The 17,069-nt window shown below is 49.8% G+C and carries 12 protein-coding genes; 3 read left to right on the forward strand and 9 right to left on the reverse strand.

Annotation, left to right across the window (positions count from 1 at the left end; all coding sequences use genetic code 11):
- Positions 1-109 precede the first annotated feature (109 nt).
- Genes SE18_RS26545 through SE18_RS26555 form a run of 3 tightly spaced genes read left to right on the forward strand, consistent with a single transcriptional unit; the run spans position 110 to position 2,660 of the window.
- A complete protein-coding gene (locus tag SE18_RS26545; RefSeq protein WP_054537500.1) occupies positions 110-1,120 on the forward strand; it encodes a DUF2157 domain-containing protein in 1,011 nt (336 codons plus the stop codon).
- On the forward strand, positions 1,117-2,181 hold the full coding sequence (locus SE18_RS26550; protein ID WP_054537501.1) for a DUF4401 domain-containing protein: 1,065 nt from the start codon (positions 1,117-1,119) through the stop codon (positions 2,179-2,181). Before SE18_RS26545 ends, SE18_RS26550 begins: the two co-directional genes overlap by 4 nt.
- Positions 2,178-2,660, forward strand: a complete 483-nt coding sequence (locus tag SE18_RS26555; protein ID WP_054537502.1) for a GDYXXLXY domain-containing protein — start codon at positions 2,178-2,180, stop codon at positions 2,658-2,660. Before SE18_RS26550 ends, SE18_RS26555 begins: the two co-directional genes overlap by 4 nt.
- A 403-nt stretch (positions 2,661-3,063) precedes the next feature.
- Here the strand turns inward: SE18_RS26555 and SE18_RS26560 are convergent, their stop codons facing one another.
- From SE18_RS26560 to SE18_RS26605, 9 genes are all read right to left on the reverse strand, one after another.
- Positions 3,064-4,350, reverse strand: coding sequence for an MFS transporter (locus SE18_RS26560; protein WP_054537503.1), 1,287 nt, complete (start codon positions 4,348-4,350; stop codon positions 3,064-3,066).
- Between the two features lie 423 nt (positions 4,351-4,773).
- Complete coding sequence (locus SE18_RS26570) at positions 4,774-6,912, reverse strand: PQQ-dependent sugar dehydrogenase (RefSeq protein WP_054537505.1); 2,139 nt, start codon at positions 6,910-6,912, stop codon at positions 4,774-4,776.
- An 83-nt stretch (positions 6,913-6,995) separates the two neighbouring features.
- A complete protein-coding gene (locus SE18_RS26575; protein WP_152976782.1) occupies positions 6,996-8,243 on the reverse strand; it encodes an acyl-CoA dehydrogenase family protein in 1,248 nt (415 codons plus the stop codon).
- Between the two features lie 429 nt (positions 8,244-8,672).
- Positions 8,673-9,821, reverse strand: a complete 1,149-nt coding sequence (xylA, locus tag SE18_RS26580; RefSeq protein WP_054537506.1) for a xylose isomerase — start codon at positions 9,819-9,821, stop codon at positions 8,673-8,675.
- Between the two features lie 207 nt (positions 9,822-10,028).
- Positions 10,029-12,356 carry an alpha-xylosidase gene (gene yicI / locus SE18_RS26585; RefSeq protein WP_054537507.1) on the reverse strand — a complete coding sequence of 776 codons (2,328 nt, stop codon included), beginning with the start codon at positions 12,354-12,356 and terminating at the stop codon, positions 10,029-10,031.
- Positions 12,357-12,550: 194 nt separating this feature from the next.
- The gene (locus tag SE18_RS26590) at positions 12,551-13,414 is read right to left on the reverse strand and encodes a carbohydrate ABC transporter permease (RefSeq protein WP_054537508.1); all 864 of its coding nucleotides are present in this window, start codon (positions 13,412-13,414) and stop codon (positions 12,551-12,553) included.
- A 1-nt stretch (position 13,415) separates the two neighbouring features.
- Positions 13,416-14,309: a carbohydrate ABC transporter permease gene (locus tag SE18_RS26595; protein ID WP_054537509.1), complete on the reverse strand. Its 894-nt coding sequence runs from the start codon at positions 14,307-14,309 to the stop codon at positions 13,416-13,418.
- 196 nt (positions 14,310-14,505) lie between these two features.
- Positions 14,506-15,840 (reverse strand): extracellular solute-binding protein, encoded by a 1,335-nt coding sequence (locus SE18_RS26600; RefSeq protein WP_054537510.1) that lies wholly within the window; start codon positions 15,838-15,840, stop codon positions 14,506-14,508.
- Between the two features lie 68 nt (positions 15,841-15,908).
- Complete coding sequence (locus SE18_RS26605; RefSeq protein ID WP_152976783.1) at positions 15,909-16,922, reverse strand: LacI family DNA-binding transcriptional regulator; 1,014 nt, start codon at positions 16,920-16,922, stop codon at positions 15,909-15,911.
- Positions 16,923-17,069 lie beyond the last annotated feature (147 nt).

The raw sequence follows: 17,069 nt of genomic DNA on the forward strand, positions 1-17,069 counted from the left end.
ACAGCAGCCAAATCATCCCATGGCTGTATCTTTGGTTACATTCGATAGTAGCAATTTGGGCCTAGAATAGGCAGAACACCGGGCTAGAGTGATAGAAAGAAAGGCTTGTATGCTTGAACTTCCTGATCCGCTGGATCAAGCCCCTACCCGTGAATCAATCCAACATTACGTCAATCAGGGCATTATCGATCGTTCGCTGCTGCAACGAGCTTTACAGCTTAGTGGATTTACCCCGAATGCTCAAGCTTGGGTCAAATTTTTGAATCTGATGTTGTTGGTGCTTGGGGCAGGCTTGGCCGTCTGCGGTGTCTTTTTCTTTTTTGCCTTTAATTGGCAAACGATGCATCGCTTTGTCAAACTTGGTTTAGTGCAAGGCGGCTTGCTGCTTAGTACGGTTGCTGCCTTGTGGTATGGGCTTGAGCGCATCGAAGGCAAAATTTTGCTGACCGTCAGCGCTTGTTTGGTTGGCGCACTCATGGCCCTATTTGGCCAAATTTATCAAACTGGAGCCGATGCCTACACCCTCTTTTTGAATTGGGCCTTGGTTATCACTGGCTTTGCCATTGCTGGTAATTTTGCCCCGTTGTGGCTGTTGTGGTGGGCATTGTGGAATCTTACGCTAAGCCTCTACTATGAACAAACTGGTGATTTTAGCCATACGAAGGAATTATTGAGCCTGTTTAGCTTCAATGGGCTAAGTTTTGCCGTGGTTGAATTTTTGCGCCAACGCAAGCTTGCTTGGCTACAAACAAATTGGTTTCATCGCGTGCTTGGCTTAATGACGCTTTGGATACTGATACTTATCAGCAATTACTTTGGCGATGAAGTCTACAGTTACTCAGCGACCGACGTGAGTACTATGGCGATCTTGCTTTACGTTTTGGCGCTTGGCGTACTAGCTGCAATAACTGCTTATCACTATTTTATTAATTTTGATGGGTTGCTCGCCTTGGCAGGCCTTGGCACGATCTGGTTTTTTGTTGATCGCTGGCTGATCGAATGGCTCTCCGATGATTTTGCAATCAGTTTCTTGGTGTTAGGCATGATTATTTTGGGTCAAACAATCGGCTCAATTGTTTGGGTGCGTCAACGGCAACAATTGCAAGGAGGCCATGCATGAACACAGCACGCTATAGCATTCGCCAATTATTCGCCGACCTTGAGCTTGAGCCACCAGGCTTTGTGCCCGCTGCCCAGCCGCCAAGCGAATATCCGTGGTATATGCGCATTTTTGCCGGCATTGGTGCATGGTTGGCAGCCTTGCTGTTTATTGGCTTTTTGGTCATCACTCGCATCATCATTAATGAAGTTGGGGCGTTAATTGTTGGCCTGATTCTATGTGGAGTTTCGGCTGGGTTGCATCACAACAAAAGCTCATCAACATTTGTCCATCAGTTTGCGCTTGCAACTAGCATTGCGGGCCAAATTTTGGCAGTTATTGGCTGGGTTGTGATCCTCGATGGATCATACATTGGATCGGCGCTTGGCGTAATCGTGCTCGAAATCGTCCTGTTTGCAATTCAACGCGATTTCATTCAACGCTTGATTGCAACGTTGGCAATTATCGCCGCCATCCATGTGATTGTTGGCGATCTGAGTCGTTGGAACGAAAATTTCAATTATATTTATTTGCTGTTGAGTTGCTTAATTATCATGTTTTCGGGCTTTCTATGGCTCGAACCAAAAATTCACGCCGATGAGCTTTGGCCAAGTGCCGCACCCATAGGCTATGGAATCCTGCTGTTTATGGGAGCGTCAAGCATATTTACCAATGTTGATTGGGCTGATCTCGCGCTACGCAGCAATTTTTTCATGCTGCCAGCACTGGTGGGGATCATCTGCTTAGGCATCAGCATCTGGATGATTATTAATGAATTTGCCTATCAGTTAAACCCAATTGAACTTGGGTCGATCGGCATTGGCTTATTGTTTATTGCCTTTATTGGCTTCAACACGCCAGCAATCATTATCGCTTTACTGATCCTGGTACTCAGCTATTGGCGCGGCTATTGGGTGATGTTTGGGTTTGGCTGCTTGGCATTGCTTAGTGCATTGAGCTTGTATTATTACAATCTTAATATTTCGTTGCTTTACAAATCAATCATCTTATTTGCTAGTGGCTTAACATTATTGGTAATTCGGGCATTAATCATCAAATTAAATCAAAAGGAAGCGTTATGAGTATTCGGATTGGATTAATTATTCTTAGCTTGATTGCATGTCTCGGTTTGGTCAATTATAGCGTTGTGCAACGCGAAGAAATTATCAATACAGGTCGGGTGGTTTATCTCGAATTAGCGCCAGTTGATCCGCGTTCGCTGTTGCAAGGCGACTATATGCGTTTGAACTACGAAACATTCCCCCGCTCGTATGATCAAGCATATTCATCGCATGGCATTTTGGTGATTACGCTTGATGAGCAAAACATTGGCACATTCAGCCATTTTGAATATGGTGAGCAACCCTTGGCTGTCAACCAGCAGCGGCTCAAATATCGCTCGAATGGCTATGATGTGCAGATTGCAGGCGAATCGTTTTTCTTTGAGGAAGGCACTGGCGAGCGCTTTAACGCTGGCAAGTATGCTGAATTTCGGGTTAACGCTGTTGGCGAGATGGCGTTGGTTGGCTTGCGGGATAAGAATTTACAGCCGATCAAATAATTTTTTCTATCCTTCCGTCCCGCCAGCAGAAGATGCAGAGAGTTTTTAGCCTTCTGCATCTCCCAAATGTTTATGTACTGGATTGTTGATATGAGTTCTCAATCCCCCAAACACCCACATTCACGGTTCCGATTCCCGATCACCAATCATTTCAAGGGTAGGTTGTAAATCAGCATGTTTGATCACCACCCTTCCGTCCCGCCTCCAGGCGGGAGACGCAGGGGGTTTTCAGCCCCCTGCACCCCCAAATATTTACTTAATGGACTGTTGCTGTGATTCTATACCCCACACTTCTTACTCTTCGTACTTTCGGTTAACCTAATCTTAGCTCTTCTTCGTGCGCTTCGTGGTTGCCGTTTCACATCCTTCTGATCCCCGATCCCCAACCCCCGATCCCTCAGTATTACAACGCTTCGGCTGGGGTTTGACTGAGGCTTGGCTCATTGATAATTGGCGCAGATGCTTGGGTTTGATGGCTTTCCATGGTCATTACTGAGCGCAGCCCAAAGCCCAAGAAACCCATTGCAAGAGTGACAACGCCGCCAAGAATGTACCAAATCCGCAGCCCAAAAGCATCGGCGATTGGCCCAGCAAGCAATAAACCAACTGGAGCCATGGCAGTGGCAAAGCTAGCAACTAACGAGAAAACGCGGCCTTGCAATTCGGGGGCAATCACACCTTGGATCATCGCGCCAAACGAGCCATTGACAATTGGTAAACTCAGGCCAACCAAGCCGTTCATCACAATTGCTCCCCAAATTAACGAACTTGGCATGATCCCCAAGAACAGCGTAAACGCCCCAAGCAGCACGAGGCCAAACAACGCGGTGACGATGCGGCGCTTGAATCCGCCCCAAACGCTGAGCAAAACCCCGCCCAGAATAATGCCAATCGAGAGTGCTGCTTCCATCCAGCCCAGCTCGCTGGCTCCACCACCAAAAATTTTGGTCACCAAAAGAGGCAACAACGAACCAACAGGCGTGATAACCAAATTGATCACACTGACCATGATCAAGCTAATCAACAAGCCACGCCAGCCAATTACATAGGCGAAACCCTCGCGCATATCTTGCCAAAAGGTAACGCTGCGGTTGGCATCGCGTTGGGGCTGAGGAATGCGTACAAACAGCAAGGGCAAAATAGCTAATAACGCCGTAATGACATCAATTGATAAGACCGCTTGCAAGGGAAATGTGGCAACCAGCCATGCCCCTAACGGCGCAGCGACAATATTCATGCCGCCATGTAAGGCTTGGTTTAGGCCTTGAACCCGCGCTAAATGGGTTTTTGGCACCAACAGCACCGTTGAAGCGCCCATCGCCGTGGCATGGAAACGCTCACAAACCGAGCGCAGCAATAAGGCAAGATAAATCTGCCAAATTGCATCCGAGCCTTGCCAGATGAGCACTGCCAAACCAATCGTCACCAACATCGAGCAGGCATCAGCCACCAACATAATGACTTGGCGATTCATGCGGTCGACCCAGGTGCCAATAAATGGCGAGAGCAAAACCGCTGGCAACATAGCCATTAACGAGGCAAATGCTAAGGTTGTGGCTGAACCAGTGCGCAGAGTCAAATTCCAAATAATCGCGAATTGAACCAATTGACTGCCAATTAATGAACAAACTTGACCCAGCCAAATACTGAGAAAGCGACCGAGCCAAGGTGATGATGATTGATCGTGCATTGCTAGCTCCTGTGGTTGAAACTAGCCACACTATAGTTGGCTCAGGCCATAATCGGCAGCCCGCAAAAGGTGTATCTTGGGTATGTAGCCCTAAGCAGGCTGATGATAGCTCAATTGCCAAGCTCTACACCTTTTGGTGCAGCGATGCAAACGCCCCTTGATCAGGTCGATCAAAGGGCGTTTATAAATGCTTTATTGCATCCATTCGGCATTCTTTAGGGATGACTTGTTCAATCGAAGGGCTAGATTTACCATCGATCCGCGGGAGGGAAACGCAGGGGTTTTCAGCCCCTGCACCCCCAAATATGTATTCTGTGGATTGTTCGCTGTTTGCCAAATCCCCTTTGTGTACTTCGCGTTCTTCGCGGTTACCATGCCCTCAATCCCCAGCACATCGTTATCGCAAAACAAATAAGATCAGGGCTACTTGCGCACAACTGGCAAGTAAACCTGTTCTGGCGTAAATTCCTCGTAGACTGCGGTGTAGGTTGTAGCGCTGGCAGGCGTTGTAACGTTGCGGGGATTGCTGGTGTTGTTATCGCTCCAGCGTACAAAGCGCCACCAACGATTATTATCAATATAGACTGGCGCAGTTACCCGTAAGACATAGCCCTGCCATGAAACAAACGGCTCATCGGCCTCGATTGGATCGTTGTTGACCACGAAGTTGGCATTAGCATTCGGGGTTGAAGCCAAGGTTATATTAACTTTGCGTGGTTGGAGCGTTTGGGTAACGACATGGTTCAAGCCGCTATTATCGGTCGCAGTTAGCTCTAGCTCCAAGTAGCTGTTGCTCGCAGCCAGCAAATCTTCTGGCGCTGGCGCAGTAAAGCTAAAACTATTGGTCGTTGGTTGGGTCAAATAAGGGTGGGTGTGGGTATCGTGATGCAAAATCACTTTCCACGATAAGGCGCTGGCTGGTAACGTGCCTTGTTCTGCATCGCTCGCTTGGCCGCGCACCTGAATGCTTTGGCCAACTGCGAAGAGTGCGCTTGGGCTTGGTTCAGTGATACTGGCAACTGGTGCAGTTGCGCCAATGCGTACCACCGCTTGGCTGACGCTCGATATATCGCCATTGCTGCCACGTAAATACAAGGTCGCGGTGTAAGTACCATTGCTGGTGTAGGTGTAGGATGTGCTGGCAGTGCTGGTTTGACGAGTCGTGCCATTGCCAAAATTCCAGAAGTAGGTCGCACCGCTGCTTGGTGTGGTTGCGCTAAAAGTTACAGCTAATGGGGCGGCGCCAAAACTAGGATTCGCCGTAAAGGCTGAGTTTAAGCCAGCTGCGCCATTGTAGCTAATGCGGCGAATTTCGCCACCATTGGCGTAGGTTGCATAATATAAGGCTTGCTGTGCACCGTTGGGGCCAAACGCCATATGCGTCACCGACCCAGGGTTATCCGAGAAGGTCAGGACTGAGCTATACGGCGCTTGGGCTGAAATCATAAAGATTTTGCCACAGACATAATCGCCAAACATATAGCCGCTGTAATTACTCGGGAAGGTATTGGCAGGCACAAACGCGCCGCCAGTAATCGAATTACAGTTGGTAAATGGCGCACCTGCATTGCCATGGCTATATTCATAAATTGGGTCGACCATATTGGCAGGTGTTGGCGAACATGGCCCCGTTGAATTATTGACCCGCGTGCCTTCACGACAATTCCAGCCATAATCCTTACCAGCAACAACTTCGTCAATTTCTTCACGGATATTTTGGCCAACATCGTTGACAAACAAGCGCACGCCAGTCGCATTGGGATCGAAGGTCATACGGTAAGGATTGCGAAAGCCCCAAGCCCACGTTTCTTGGCAAATTGTGCCGCTGGCAGCAGCGCCGGTATTACAGCGAGCAGTGCCAGTGCCAGTAAATGGATTATCGCTGGGAATCGTGCCATCGGCATTGATGCGCAAAATTTTGCCCAGCAAGGTATGGCGTTCGCGCGAGGCATCGTTGGCCCCACCACAGCCGCTATCGAGATAATCGCAGCCGCCATCGCCAACGCTCACAAACAACTTGCCATCTTTGCCAAAGCCAAGATCGCCAGCATTGTGATTGCCATTGTACGACGTGATGTTATCGAGCAAAACCGATTCTGAGCTTAAATCGAGGGCGTTATTGCTCCAGGTAAAGCGCGAAACCCGATTAACTGGATTGACCGTTTCGCTCTGTTGAGGGCAACTATTGGGAGTTTGGTTAAATTTGTTGAAGGTATAATAGATATAAACATACGGTCGTCCGCTGGTAAATTGCGGGTCAACCGCGATGCCCAACAAACCGCGCTCGAAATCGTAGCAAACCCGCGAGCCAAGGCTCAGCACCGTGCGCGTGCTGGTGCCGTTCCAAGCTAATAATTGACCATTTTGTTGCGTAATCAACATCTCGCCTGATGGCAACCAGGTAAAGGCGGTTGGGGCATCAAGGCTATTAGCGGGAACAACGACGCTTTGGGTAAATCCAGCAGGGACGGCAGTGGGGGCAACATCAGGCTGAACTTGGCGAACAAATGAAATCGAAAGGCTCGAAAAGATCAGCGCAACCACAATAAGCCAACGCGACATACTTCCTCCTTAAACACAACCACCGCGAACAAAGCCCTAAAAACCTTGTTCGCGGTGGTTTCCGCTCCGATGGCTAGCGCTGTTTAAGCGTTCCAAGCCTCTTCGTCGTAGGCTGGCAACTCACAGCGTAAGGGCTTGTTTTCGCGCTCTGAGAGCGCAAAATCTGCTTGCAACAACTCTTGAAGCTCGCGGGTTCCTTCGTAGATCACCGCGCCGCGACTGTTGCGCAAGTAGCGTTCAACTGGATACTCATCGCTAAAGCCATAAGCACCGTGAATTTGAATTGCATCGTTGGCACAGTTGAAACTTTCGACCGTGGCATGCCATTTGGCCAAGGTGGTTTCGCGGGTGTTGCGAATGCCTTGGTTTTTGAGCCAGCCAGCGCGATAGCACAGCAAGCGCGCGGTTTCTAGTTTCAGCACCATATGGCTGATCATACGTTTAACCAACTGGTGTTGGCCAATTTGGACCCCGAAGGTTTCGCGCTCTTTGGCATATTTAACCGAAGCTTCTAAGGCAGCTTGGATCAAGCCAGTTGCGCCAGTTGCCACGGTGTAGCGCCCGTTATCCAAGGCGGTCATGGCAATTTTAAAGCCTTCGCCTTCTTCGCCCAAGCGGTTGGCGACAGGCACGCGCACATTTTCAAAAATGACGCTACCAGTGTTGCCAGCGCGCACGCCCAACTTGCCATGAATTGGCACACTTGAAACGCCTTCAAAACTGCGTTCGACAATAAATGCCGTCATGCCGCGTTGTTTTTTGGCTTTGTCGGTGTAAGCAACCACCAAATAGTGGTCGGCCAAATCCGAGAGGCTAATCCAGGTTTTTTCGCCATTGAGAATATAGTGATCGCCTTCAAGCACTGCCGTCGATTGCATACCTGCAACGTCGGTGCCAGCGTTTGGCTCGGTCAGACAATAGGCAGCAATTTTTGCGCCAGTAGCTTGGGGAACCAGATATTTTTGCTTTTGTTCTTCAGTGCCCCATTGGAAGACTGCCAATGAGTTAAGGCCAGTATGCACGCTGAGAATCACCCGCAGCGAGGTATCGACCCGCTCTAGCTCTTCACAAACGACTGCAAGGCCCAAATAGTCGAAGCCTGCGCCGCCATATTTTTGGGGTAAACACACGCCGAGAAAACCGAGTTCGCCCATTCGTTTGATAATTGGCACCATGTGCTCGGCGGTTCCGGCATGGTCACCAGCGCCCTTGCGATCCCATTCGCGAATATAGGGGGCGACTTCTTTTTCAGCAAAATCGCGCACAGTTTTACGCAGCATATCGTGCTGTTCGTTAAGCAAAAAACCGTAATTTTCGGTCCAATCAATCATGGCTTGTTCTACCTCGTGTGTGCTGTATAGCTCGTCGCTTGCCCCATTGCAAGCAACATGTAGCTCTAGCATAGCATATCTTGGCAATTTGCGCGTGAGTCATGAGAACATAGAACAAAGAGCATAGAACATAGGGCTTGGGGATCGGTTGTTGGGTGATGGGGATCGGGAATTTTCTTTTAACGCAGAGGTATTGATAAGGATGAATTATGAATTATGAGGGATGAAGGGTGTGGCATTCAGGAAAATGCAAATATTTAGACTCAAGCGGCTTTCGTGCTCTTCGTGCTCTTCGTGTTCTTCGTGGATCAAAAATTTGAAACCACGAAGAACACAAAGAACGATTATTGGTAGCTATTTTGCCTTCTGACTTTTGACTTTTGCCTTCTGATTTGGTATTTCATCCCTCATACCTCATAATTCATCCTTCTATCTGGCTCCCATCAACAGTTCGAAGGTCAGTTGATCGAGCTTTTCGTAGCCGAGGCCACGGGCGCCAAGCGCTTGACGATCGAATTGATAGGCTTTGAGCGCGGCGGCTCGTTCTGGCGTATAGGCACCACGGAATGGCTCAACCTCAGCATTTGGCGCATTGATTTGAGCCAAAAGCGCTTGAATTTCGGCATCGGCGTTGAAGCGCTTAACTTTTTCGGCCAAGATTTCGTAGGTGCGCATACAGCCACGAGCAAAATCTTTAACCCCTTCCAGATCTTCGCTGCGGTAAGCATGAGCATCGAAGTGCAATGGGCCGTCATAGCCAGCGTCTTGCAGCAATTTGACCAAGAAAAAGCTTTGTTTGTAGTTTTGCGCGCCAAAACGATAATCTTGGTCGTAGCGCCCGCTATTTTGATCGTTCAGGTCGATATGGAACAGTTTGCCTGCATCAATCGCCTGCGCCACGGCATGGGTGAAGTTCAAACCTGCCATGGTTTCGTGGGCAACTTCTGGGTTCACCCCAACCATCTCTGGTTGATCGAGGGTCTGAATAAAGCCCAACATGGCTCCAGTGGTGGGCAAAAAGATGTCGCCGCGTGGTTCGTTGGGCTTGGCTTCCAACGCAAAACGATAGCCATAGCCTTGGGCGTTGCTATATTCGCACAAGAAGTTGAGCGCTTCGCGGAACCATTTCAAGCCTTCGAGCAAATTTTTCGAGGCATCGGTTTCGCTGCCTTCACGGCCACCCCAAAAGACATAGGTTTTAGCGCCAAACTCTGCGCCTAAATCCATTGCGGCCATGGTTTTTTGCAAGGCATAGGCCCGTACCGCCGGATCGTTGCTGGTAAACGCGCCATCTTTGAAGGCTGGGTCGCCGAACAAATTGGTGGTTGCCATTGGCACGACCAAGCCAGTATCTTTGAGCGCTTGCTTGAAATCGGTCACAATTTGGGCTTTTTGGCTGGCGCTAGCATCAATTGGCACTAAATCGTTATCGTGAAAATTAACACCCCACGCTCCAACTTCGGCCAAGAGATGCACAATCTCAACTGGTGAGAGGGTTTTGCGCACTGGCTCGCCAAATGGATCGCGCCCGACATTGCCGACTGTCCATAATCCGAAGCTAAACTTATGCTGGGTCATGATTCAATTCCTTTTCTTGATTCACGAAGGATGAAACCACGAAGGGCGCGAAGAACGCTAAAAAATCTTTTTCCAACGTTGGACAACTGATCACAACGTTATTTCATCCTTCAAATCTAGCGCCTAAACCCTTTACAATTCTCAATAACCAAGCTCCTCTGTTTTCTGTTCTTGCTTCCCGATCCCCTAATCCCCAACAACCGATCCCTAACTTTTCAACTTCACGACCAGCTTGGTTGCCTGACCAAGAGCCGTGAGTTGGACTCCAAGTGGGTGTTGTTCGACTAAGGCTTCATCTGCGCTTGCGACCTGTTGGATGCCAACCAATACAATGTGCCAATCGCTGGCTTGACCTTCTTGCACGATGCTGATTGTATCACCATCGCGGCGCGCACTCCACGAGGCAGTAATATCGCCATTGATTGATGGAACCATGGTATAGGCTGCTTGGCCATCGCCCAATTCATACAGGTTCAAGCTGACGCCGTTGGTATAATCGTAATCTGGCCGTTCGCTATTATTGCCGATTGCGATCAAGCTGTTGGGGCGGGCCAGGATTGGCAAGCTCAACATATCGTGAGTTTCAGTAACCCAACGTGGGCCTTCGATAACCGCGCCAGTGGTGATTTGGGTCCAGCGGCCAGCAGGCACATAATAACTCACGGTGTTGTCATAGGCAAAGACTGGCGCAACCAACAACGAATCACCAAGCATATATTGGCGATCGAGATAATCGCAGGTCGGATCGTTCGGGAATTCCAGCAACATTGCCCGCATCACCGGAATCCCACTTGTGGAAGCGGTCACAGCAGCCCCGTAGAGATAGGGCATCAAGCGCGATTTAAGCTTGGTGAAGTAGCGCAACACATCAACAGCTTCTTCATCGTAGATCCATGGTACACGATAGGTATGGTTGCCATGCAAGCGGCTGTGTGATGAAAGCATGCCGAAGGCGATCCAGCGTTTGTAAATCTCAACTGGTGGCATGCCCTCGAAGCCGCCAATATCGTGGCTCCAGAAGCCAAAACCCGAAAGCCCTAATGATAAACCGCCGCGTAAACTTTCAGCCATCGATTCGAAGGTCGATTCGCAATCGCCGCCCCAGTGGACAGGGAATTGTTGGCCACCAGCAGTTGCCGAACGCGCAAACAACACAGCATCGTTCAGGCCACGTTCGGTTTGCAACAAATCAAACACGACTTTGTTGTAAAGATGAGTGTAGTAGTTGTGCATGCGCTGTGGGTCGGAGCCATCGAAGTAGGCTACATCGGTTGGAATGCGCTCGCCAAAGTCGGTTTTGAAACAATCAACACCCATATCGAGCAGGCCTTTGAGTTTGGCCGCATACCAAGCACATGCATCAGGATTGGTGAAATCGACCAAGCCCATGCCCGATTGCCACATATCCGATTGCCAAACATCGCCATTGGGCTTTTTCACCAAGTAGCCATGCTCCATGCCTTCACGGAACAGCGCCGAACGCTGGGCAATGTATGGGTTAATCCAGACACAAATTTTCAGGCCACGATCTTTGAGCCGTTTGAGCATGGCTTCAGGGTCGGGGAAGGTGCGTGAATCCCATTCGAGATCGCACCAGTGGAATTCGCGCATCCAGAAACAATCGAAGTGAAAGACGTGCAAGGGCAAATCGCGGTCGGCCATGCCTTGGATAAAGCTGGTCACAGTTGCTTCATCATACGAGGTGGTAAACGAGGTTGTGAGCCACAAGCCAAACGACCATGCTGGCGGCAAGGCTGGGCGGCCAGTCAAAGCGGTGAATTTTTCGAGAATTTCCTTGGGCGTTGGGCCATAGATCACAAAATATTCGAGGCTTTGGCCTTGAACGCTGAATTGCACCCGCGAAACTTTTTCCGAGGCAATTTCAAAGGCGACGTTTTCTGGCTGATTGACGAACACGCCATAGCCGCGATTGGTCAGATAGAAGGGCACATTTTTGTAGGCTTGCTCGCTGCCAGTGCCGCCATCTTGGTTCCAAACATCGACCGATTGGCCGTTTTTGACGAAGGCGGTGAAGCGTTCGCCCAAGCCATACACTTGTTCGCCAACGCCGAGCGATAGTTGCTCGTGCATAAATTCGCCTTCGCCAGCCAAGCTAATGTAGCCAACACCTTTGCGGCCACTGCTGGTTACACGGCGATTTTCGGCCCAAAAATTGATGCTCCAATCGCCAGTTTTGGGGATTTGCACACTCAATTTGCCGCTGGTCAAGCGAAATTCTTGCTCATCTTCGCTGGTGCTGACGCTCTCATTGGCCGCTTCGGCAATCGCGAAGTTGGGGCTTAATGGGCGTTGGCCTTCGAAGTGGGTGAGCTTGACCCGAATCACATCGGGCATTGGCGAGGAAAAACGGGCGGTAATCGTCCCCAAGTTCAAGGTATCGCCACGATGGTTGATCCGCTTGCCTGGAGCGTACACCGTCAGACTTGTATCGTTAATGTGGCCATCGTAGGCTTGTGATGCGAACAGGGCATTAACCCCCTCACGCATCATCCAATATCCATCAGTAAATTTCATTGTTAAATCCTTAGTTAAGGCTATAGGCTTGTGGCTATTGGCTATAGGGCTCAATCTTGGCTGGCACTATCTATCGATACCGATTGATTCTCCGATAGCCCAAAGCCTATAGCCATTATTTATCTGCGCCGCTGCGTTAATATCCCTAAGCTTTATACTCTGACCCCTAATCACTGATCGCTGATCCCTCGATCCTACTTCACACTACCTGCGGCGATGCCTTTGGTCAGGGTGCGTTGGAAGATCAGGAAGAAGATAAAGCAGGGCAGAATCCCTAACAACGCCGAAGCGCTGGATAAGGTGGCTTCCATGTTACGTTGGCCTTGCAGCACGCCTACCGCAATCGGTACGGTTTGGCGATCGTTGCTAATCAACAAAATCAAGGGCAAGAAAAATTCATTCCATGTCCAGATGAAAAAGAAGGTGAAGAGCACCGCAAGCGTTGGGCGGCTGACAGGAACAATGATCTTAAACAAGAGTTGGAGTTTATTGCAGCCATCCAACATCGCCGCTTCCAGCATTTCCTTGGGAAAGGTGCTGAATACCGACGAAAGCAAATAGGTGCCAAAGGCGCTCTGAATCACCGAGAAAATCAAGATCACCACAAAGCGAGTGTTGTAAAGGTCGAATTCTTTGGAAAGGTAGTACAACGGATAGACCAGTGATTCTTGGGGCAGGGTGTTGGCAACCATAAACAGAATCAACAGCCAAATCCGACCTTTGATCCGCCCAATACCCAAGGCAAAGGCGTTGAGGAGCGATAACAGCACGCCGATCACCGCTACGCTAGCACTAATCAACAGGCTATTCAGCAACTTCTGGCTATAATCGACCCGCTGCCAAAACTCCACGATGCCAGCAATCGACCATTCGGTTGGCCAGCTTAATGGCCCGTAGGTTGCATAATCCTCTGGTGTTTTGAAGGCATTGATAATAACGATTGCAAATGGCAATAGCACAACGAGCAGCACGATCAATAGCGCAGCCAGCACAAAGAAGCGCCCAATGCCAGCCTTGTGTGGTTTTTTGTAGCTTGATTTCAATGGAAGGCTGGTCATCTTAAAGCTCCTCGGCTGATTGGCGCCGAATAAAGAAAATCGTCAAGCCAATGATAATCATGGTCATGACGGTGGAAATTGCTGAGCCATAACCAATATTGGCTTTCTCAAAGAAGTTTTGGTAGGCAAAGTAGGAAGGAACCAAGGTAGAGCTACCAGGTCCGCCGCGAGTTAGCACATAAATTTGGCCAAAAACTTTGAGCGAGGCAATCGTTGTGGTCAGTAGCACCACAAAAATCTCAGGCCGAATTAAGTGCACCGTGATATAGCGAAAACGATCAAACCAATCTGCGCCATCAAGCACTGCTGCCTCGTAAATTTCGGGGTCGATGCGCTGCAAGCCAGCCATAAAAATCACCAGTGGATAGCCCAGCTGGAACCAAACCATAATCACCATCACGCTGGGCAAGGCAGTTTGGCGATTGCCCAGCCAGTTGCGAGTTAAATTATCGAGGCCCAGTGCTTCGAGAAAGCCATTCAAGGCCCCATAATTTGGGTGCAGAATCCAAGCCCAAACCACGCCAGCAATTGCCACTGGCAAAATTTGGGGCAGATAAAAGGCAGCGCGAAAAAAGCTGGCCGTACCAGAGCCAAATTTATTGCCAATGTAATCGTAGAGCACCGCCGCGAGCAGCAAGCCCAGCAAGGTTGGCACAATCGTCATGGCCACCAACATCGCCAAATTGTTACGGAATGATGCCCAAAACGTGCTATCACGGAACAAGCGGGCATAGTTATCCAGCCCAGCCCATTTTGGTGTGCCAACACCCTGCCAATGGGTGAAACTTGTGCCAATATTCATCAAGAAGGGAATGGCGATAACCAGCACAAACAGTATCAAGCCGGGCAGCAAAAACCACCAGTAGCCCCTGTTTGTTGAACGTTTAAGCAGCATTGCCGTAACCTTTCGATTGGTAGCTAGAATGTTGATGAGGGATCGGGGGCTAGGGGTCGGGGTCGGGATTGCTATCCTTTGCCCTAAATTCTAGCCACAAACCCATTAGATACCTCGTTAGCAGAGCTGAGGGTCAAGAAATGAGGCTAAATCTTAATTTCCTGACCCCTAGCCCCTAACCACTGGCCCCTACTCCCTACTTGCCTAAGGTTGCGCGATGTTCTTGGTATGGGATTGCAATGGCATCAAGCATTTCGCTTGGGGTTTTAGTGCCATCAATCAACTCTTGCACGTTAGCAACCAACACATCGTAGTAGCCTGGGGCTGGCCAGTCGGGGTAGAAGGCCAAACCGTCTGCTTTGGAAATTGCATCGAAGTTTTGGATTAATTCTTTATTCTTTTCGTTGGTGATTTTGCTGACGTCAGCGTTGACTGGCACGCCACCAGAGTTGCCCAACAAGGTCTGGATGTCTTGGCTCATGGTGATGTCGATGAAATCGTAGACCAGTTCTTTGTTTTGGGCATTAGTTGGCACGGCCCAGATGTTGCCGCTTGATCCAGGGTGCAATTTATTGCCTGGGAACAAGAAGGTGCCCCATTCAAAGCCCTTGATTTCGTCGCTGAAGCGACCATACCACCAGCTGCCAGAAATCATGATTGGGAACGTACCATTGGTGAAGGCCACGCCCATATCTTCGGCCTTGATGCCAGTTGCATCTTTGCTGATATAGCCTTTGCTGACCCATTCGGCCATTTTTTCAGCGCCATAGGTAAATTCTGGGCCACGGAAATCGACATCGCCTTGATAGAGTTGGAAGGCGTTGACGAATTCGCGGTTGGCTTTGCTCAACACCAATTCATAGAAAATCTGTTGGGCAGGATATTCAGCGCCGCCAACGGAGAGCGGCGTGATGCCTTGCTGGACAAAGGCATCCATCACAGCTTCGAATTCGGCGAAGGTGGTTGGCACTTGCAAATTAGCTTTGGCAAACATGTCTTTGTTGTAATAGACCATCACATATTCTGCATAGTTGGGCACGCCAAACCATTTGCCAGAACCCATTACGCCTTTATCGTCGTAGCGCGCGGTGGTTTGCAAGCTGGAGCTGAGCAATGTATCCCAGCCACGTTGGGTTGCAACAGCTGAGAGATCGGTCAGCAAGCCTTGGGTTGAAAGCAAGCCAGCGGTTGCATTGCCTTTGTTATATTCCAAAATATCGGGAGTTTCGTTGGAGTTGAGCACCATACCAGCGGTTTGGCGAATTTGCTCGAAGCCTTTTTCTTCAAACTGAATCGTTACGCCTGGGTGTGCTGCTTGGAATTGTTTGATCGATTCGGCCCACGCAATGCCCATGGCGCTGTTCGCGCCTTCGTAGTGCCAAAGCTTGATTGTGCGTGGCTCGTTGCTAGTGGTGGTGCTGCCGCTAGGGGCGGTGGTGGCGCTATCCGAGCCGCAGGCTGCCAAAATGCTGGTGAGTAACACCAAAAGCAGCATAAATGAGAGTCGGAACGTTGACTTCGATGTGGACATCTGTGTCCTCCTTGGGATCGTTACCATAGCCATTGTTAATTTTCAGCCGACGAGCGAGCGATGGTGAACTATCGTTCTGTGCGTCGTACTTGACCAGTACTGCCGCGCACAACTAATTGACATGGCAAGAGGGCTTGGGGCAACTCGCGATCGTGGGCTTCGAGCTGTTGAATCAGTAAATCAACGCCTAATGCGCCAAGCTCAGCTATTGGTGGTTCTAAAGTTGTTAGGGTTGGCAGGGTCATTTCGGCCACTCGCGCCGAAGAAACCAAGGATATCAGCGAAATATCGTCGGGAATACTCCAGCCACGTTCGCTGACCGCTTGAATAATGCCCGACATAGCGCGTTCGTTCATCACAATCAGCGCGCTCAAGCTTGGATGTTCAGTTAATAATTGATTGAACATCTCGTAACCAGCGCTGACTGAATCGTGGCAAAAGGTGCTCACGCCCTGCAATTGAGCCGTTGCGATTGCCTCGTCGAAGTGTTGGGCAACCCGCACCGTTGGGCCATAGCCAGCAGCAAACGCTTCTTGCGAATGATTGATAAACCCAATTTGGCGATGACCAAGCTCAGCCAGGTAATGTACCGCGAGCTGGGTTGTACGCTCAAAATCAATATCAACATAGCTCATGCCGCTGCTATCGGCGCTGCGGCCAATCATGCTGAAGGGAAATTCGAGTTCGCGGAGTAATTCAATCCGTGGATCGTTAAGATGCACTTCCATCACCAACACGCCATCGACAAGGCCTTGTTGCAGCAGTTGGCGTAGTTCGCTGGAATCGGTGGGCAACGACCACAACACCAAGTGGTAGCCGTTGTTGCGAGCTGCTTCGGCGGCGCTGGTTACAAACTCAAGCTCAGTTAAGCCCAAGCCACGTTCAGGGGTTGGAAAAAGCAAGGCGATAATTTTGCTGCGTTTGCTGGCCAAACCGCGAGCTAAGGCATGGGGCTTGTAGCCAAGCTCCTCCATCGCGGCGTAGATTCGCTGGCGGGTTTCTTCTGAGATCGGTCTCGTTCCATTGAGTGCGTATGAGACGGTGCTGAGGGCAACTCCGGCTCGTTTTGCGACATCGACCATCGTTGGCACAATGCCCCCCGTTCTCGCATGTAGCGCTTATCGAAGCATGTAATCGAAACGTATAGTCGAAACGCTTCGATGAACACTATACAAAACATAAGCAGGCTTGTCAAGCAAGAATATAGGGATTGGGGATCGGTTGTTGGG

It is taken from the genome of Herpetosiphon geysericola, assembly GCF_001306135.1.
Classification (GTDB): Bacteria; Chloroflexota; Chloroflexia; order Chloroflexales; family Herpetosiphonaceae; genus Herpetosiphon; species Herpetosiphon geysericola.

What these genes read in the sequence shown, in the direction of transcription:
- SE18_RS26575 (WP_152976782.1), bottom strand. Translation starts at nt 8,243, where the DNA reads ATGATTGATTGGACCGAAAATTACGGTTTTTTGCTTAACGAACAGCAC.
- SE18_RS26545 (WP_054537500.1), top strand. Translation starts at nt 110, where the DNA reads ATGCTTGAACTTCCTGATCCGCTGGATCAAGCCCCTACCCGTGAATCA.
- SE18_RS26560 (WP_054537503.1), bottom strand. Translation starts at nt 4,350, where the DNA reads ATGCACGATCAATCATCATCACCTTGGCTCGGTCGCTTTCTCAGTATT.
- SE18_RS26595 (WP_054537509.1), bottom strand. Translation starts at nt 14,309, where the DNA reads ATGCTGCTTAAACGTTCAACAAACAGGGGCTACTGGTGGTTTTTGCTG.
- yicI (WP_054537507.1), bottom strand. Translation starts at nt 12,356, where the DNA reads ATGAAATTTACTGATGGATATTGGATGATGCGTGAGGGGGTTAATGCC.
- SE18_RS26600 (WP_054537510.1), bottom strand. Translation starts at nt 15,840, where the DNA reads ATGTCCACATCGAAGTCAACGTTCCGACTCTCATTTATGCTGCTTTTG.
- SE18_RS26570 (WP_054537505.1), bottom strand. Translation starts at nt 6,912, where the DNA reads ATGTCGCGTTGGCTTATTGTGGTTGCGCTGATCTTTTCGAGCCTTTCG.
- SE18_RS26550 (WP_054537501.1), top strand. Translation starts at nt 1,117, where the DNA reads ATGAACACAGCACGCTATAGCATTCGCCAATTATTCGCCGACCTTGAG.
- SE18_RS26555 (WP_054537502.1), top strand. Translation starts at nt 2,178, where the DNA reads ATGAGTATTCGGATTGGATTAATTATTCTTAGCTTGATTGCATGTCTC.
- SE18_RS26590 (WP_054537508.1), bottom strand. Translation starts at nt 13,414, where the DNA reads ATGACCAGCCTTCCATTGAAATCAAGCTACAAAAAACCACACAAGGCT.
- xylA (WP_054537506.1), bottom strand. Translation starts at nt 9,821, where the DNA reads ATGACCCAGCATAAGTTTAGCTTCGGATTATGGACAGTCGGCAATGTC.
- SE18_RS26605 (WP_152976783.1), bottom strand. Translation starts at nt 16,922, where the DNA reads ATGGTCGATGTCGCAAAACGAGCCGGAGTTGCCCTCAGCACCGTCTCA.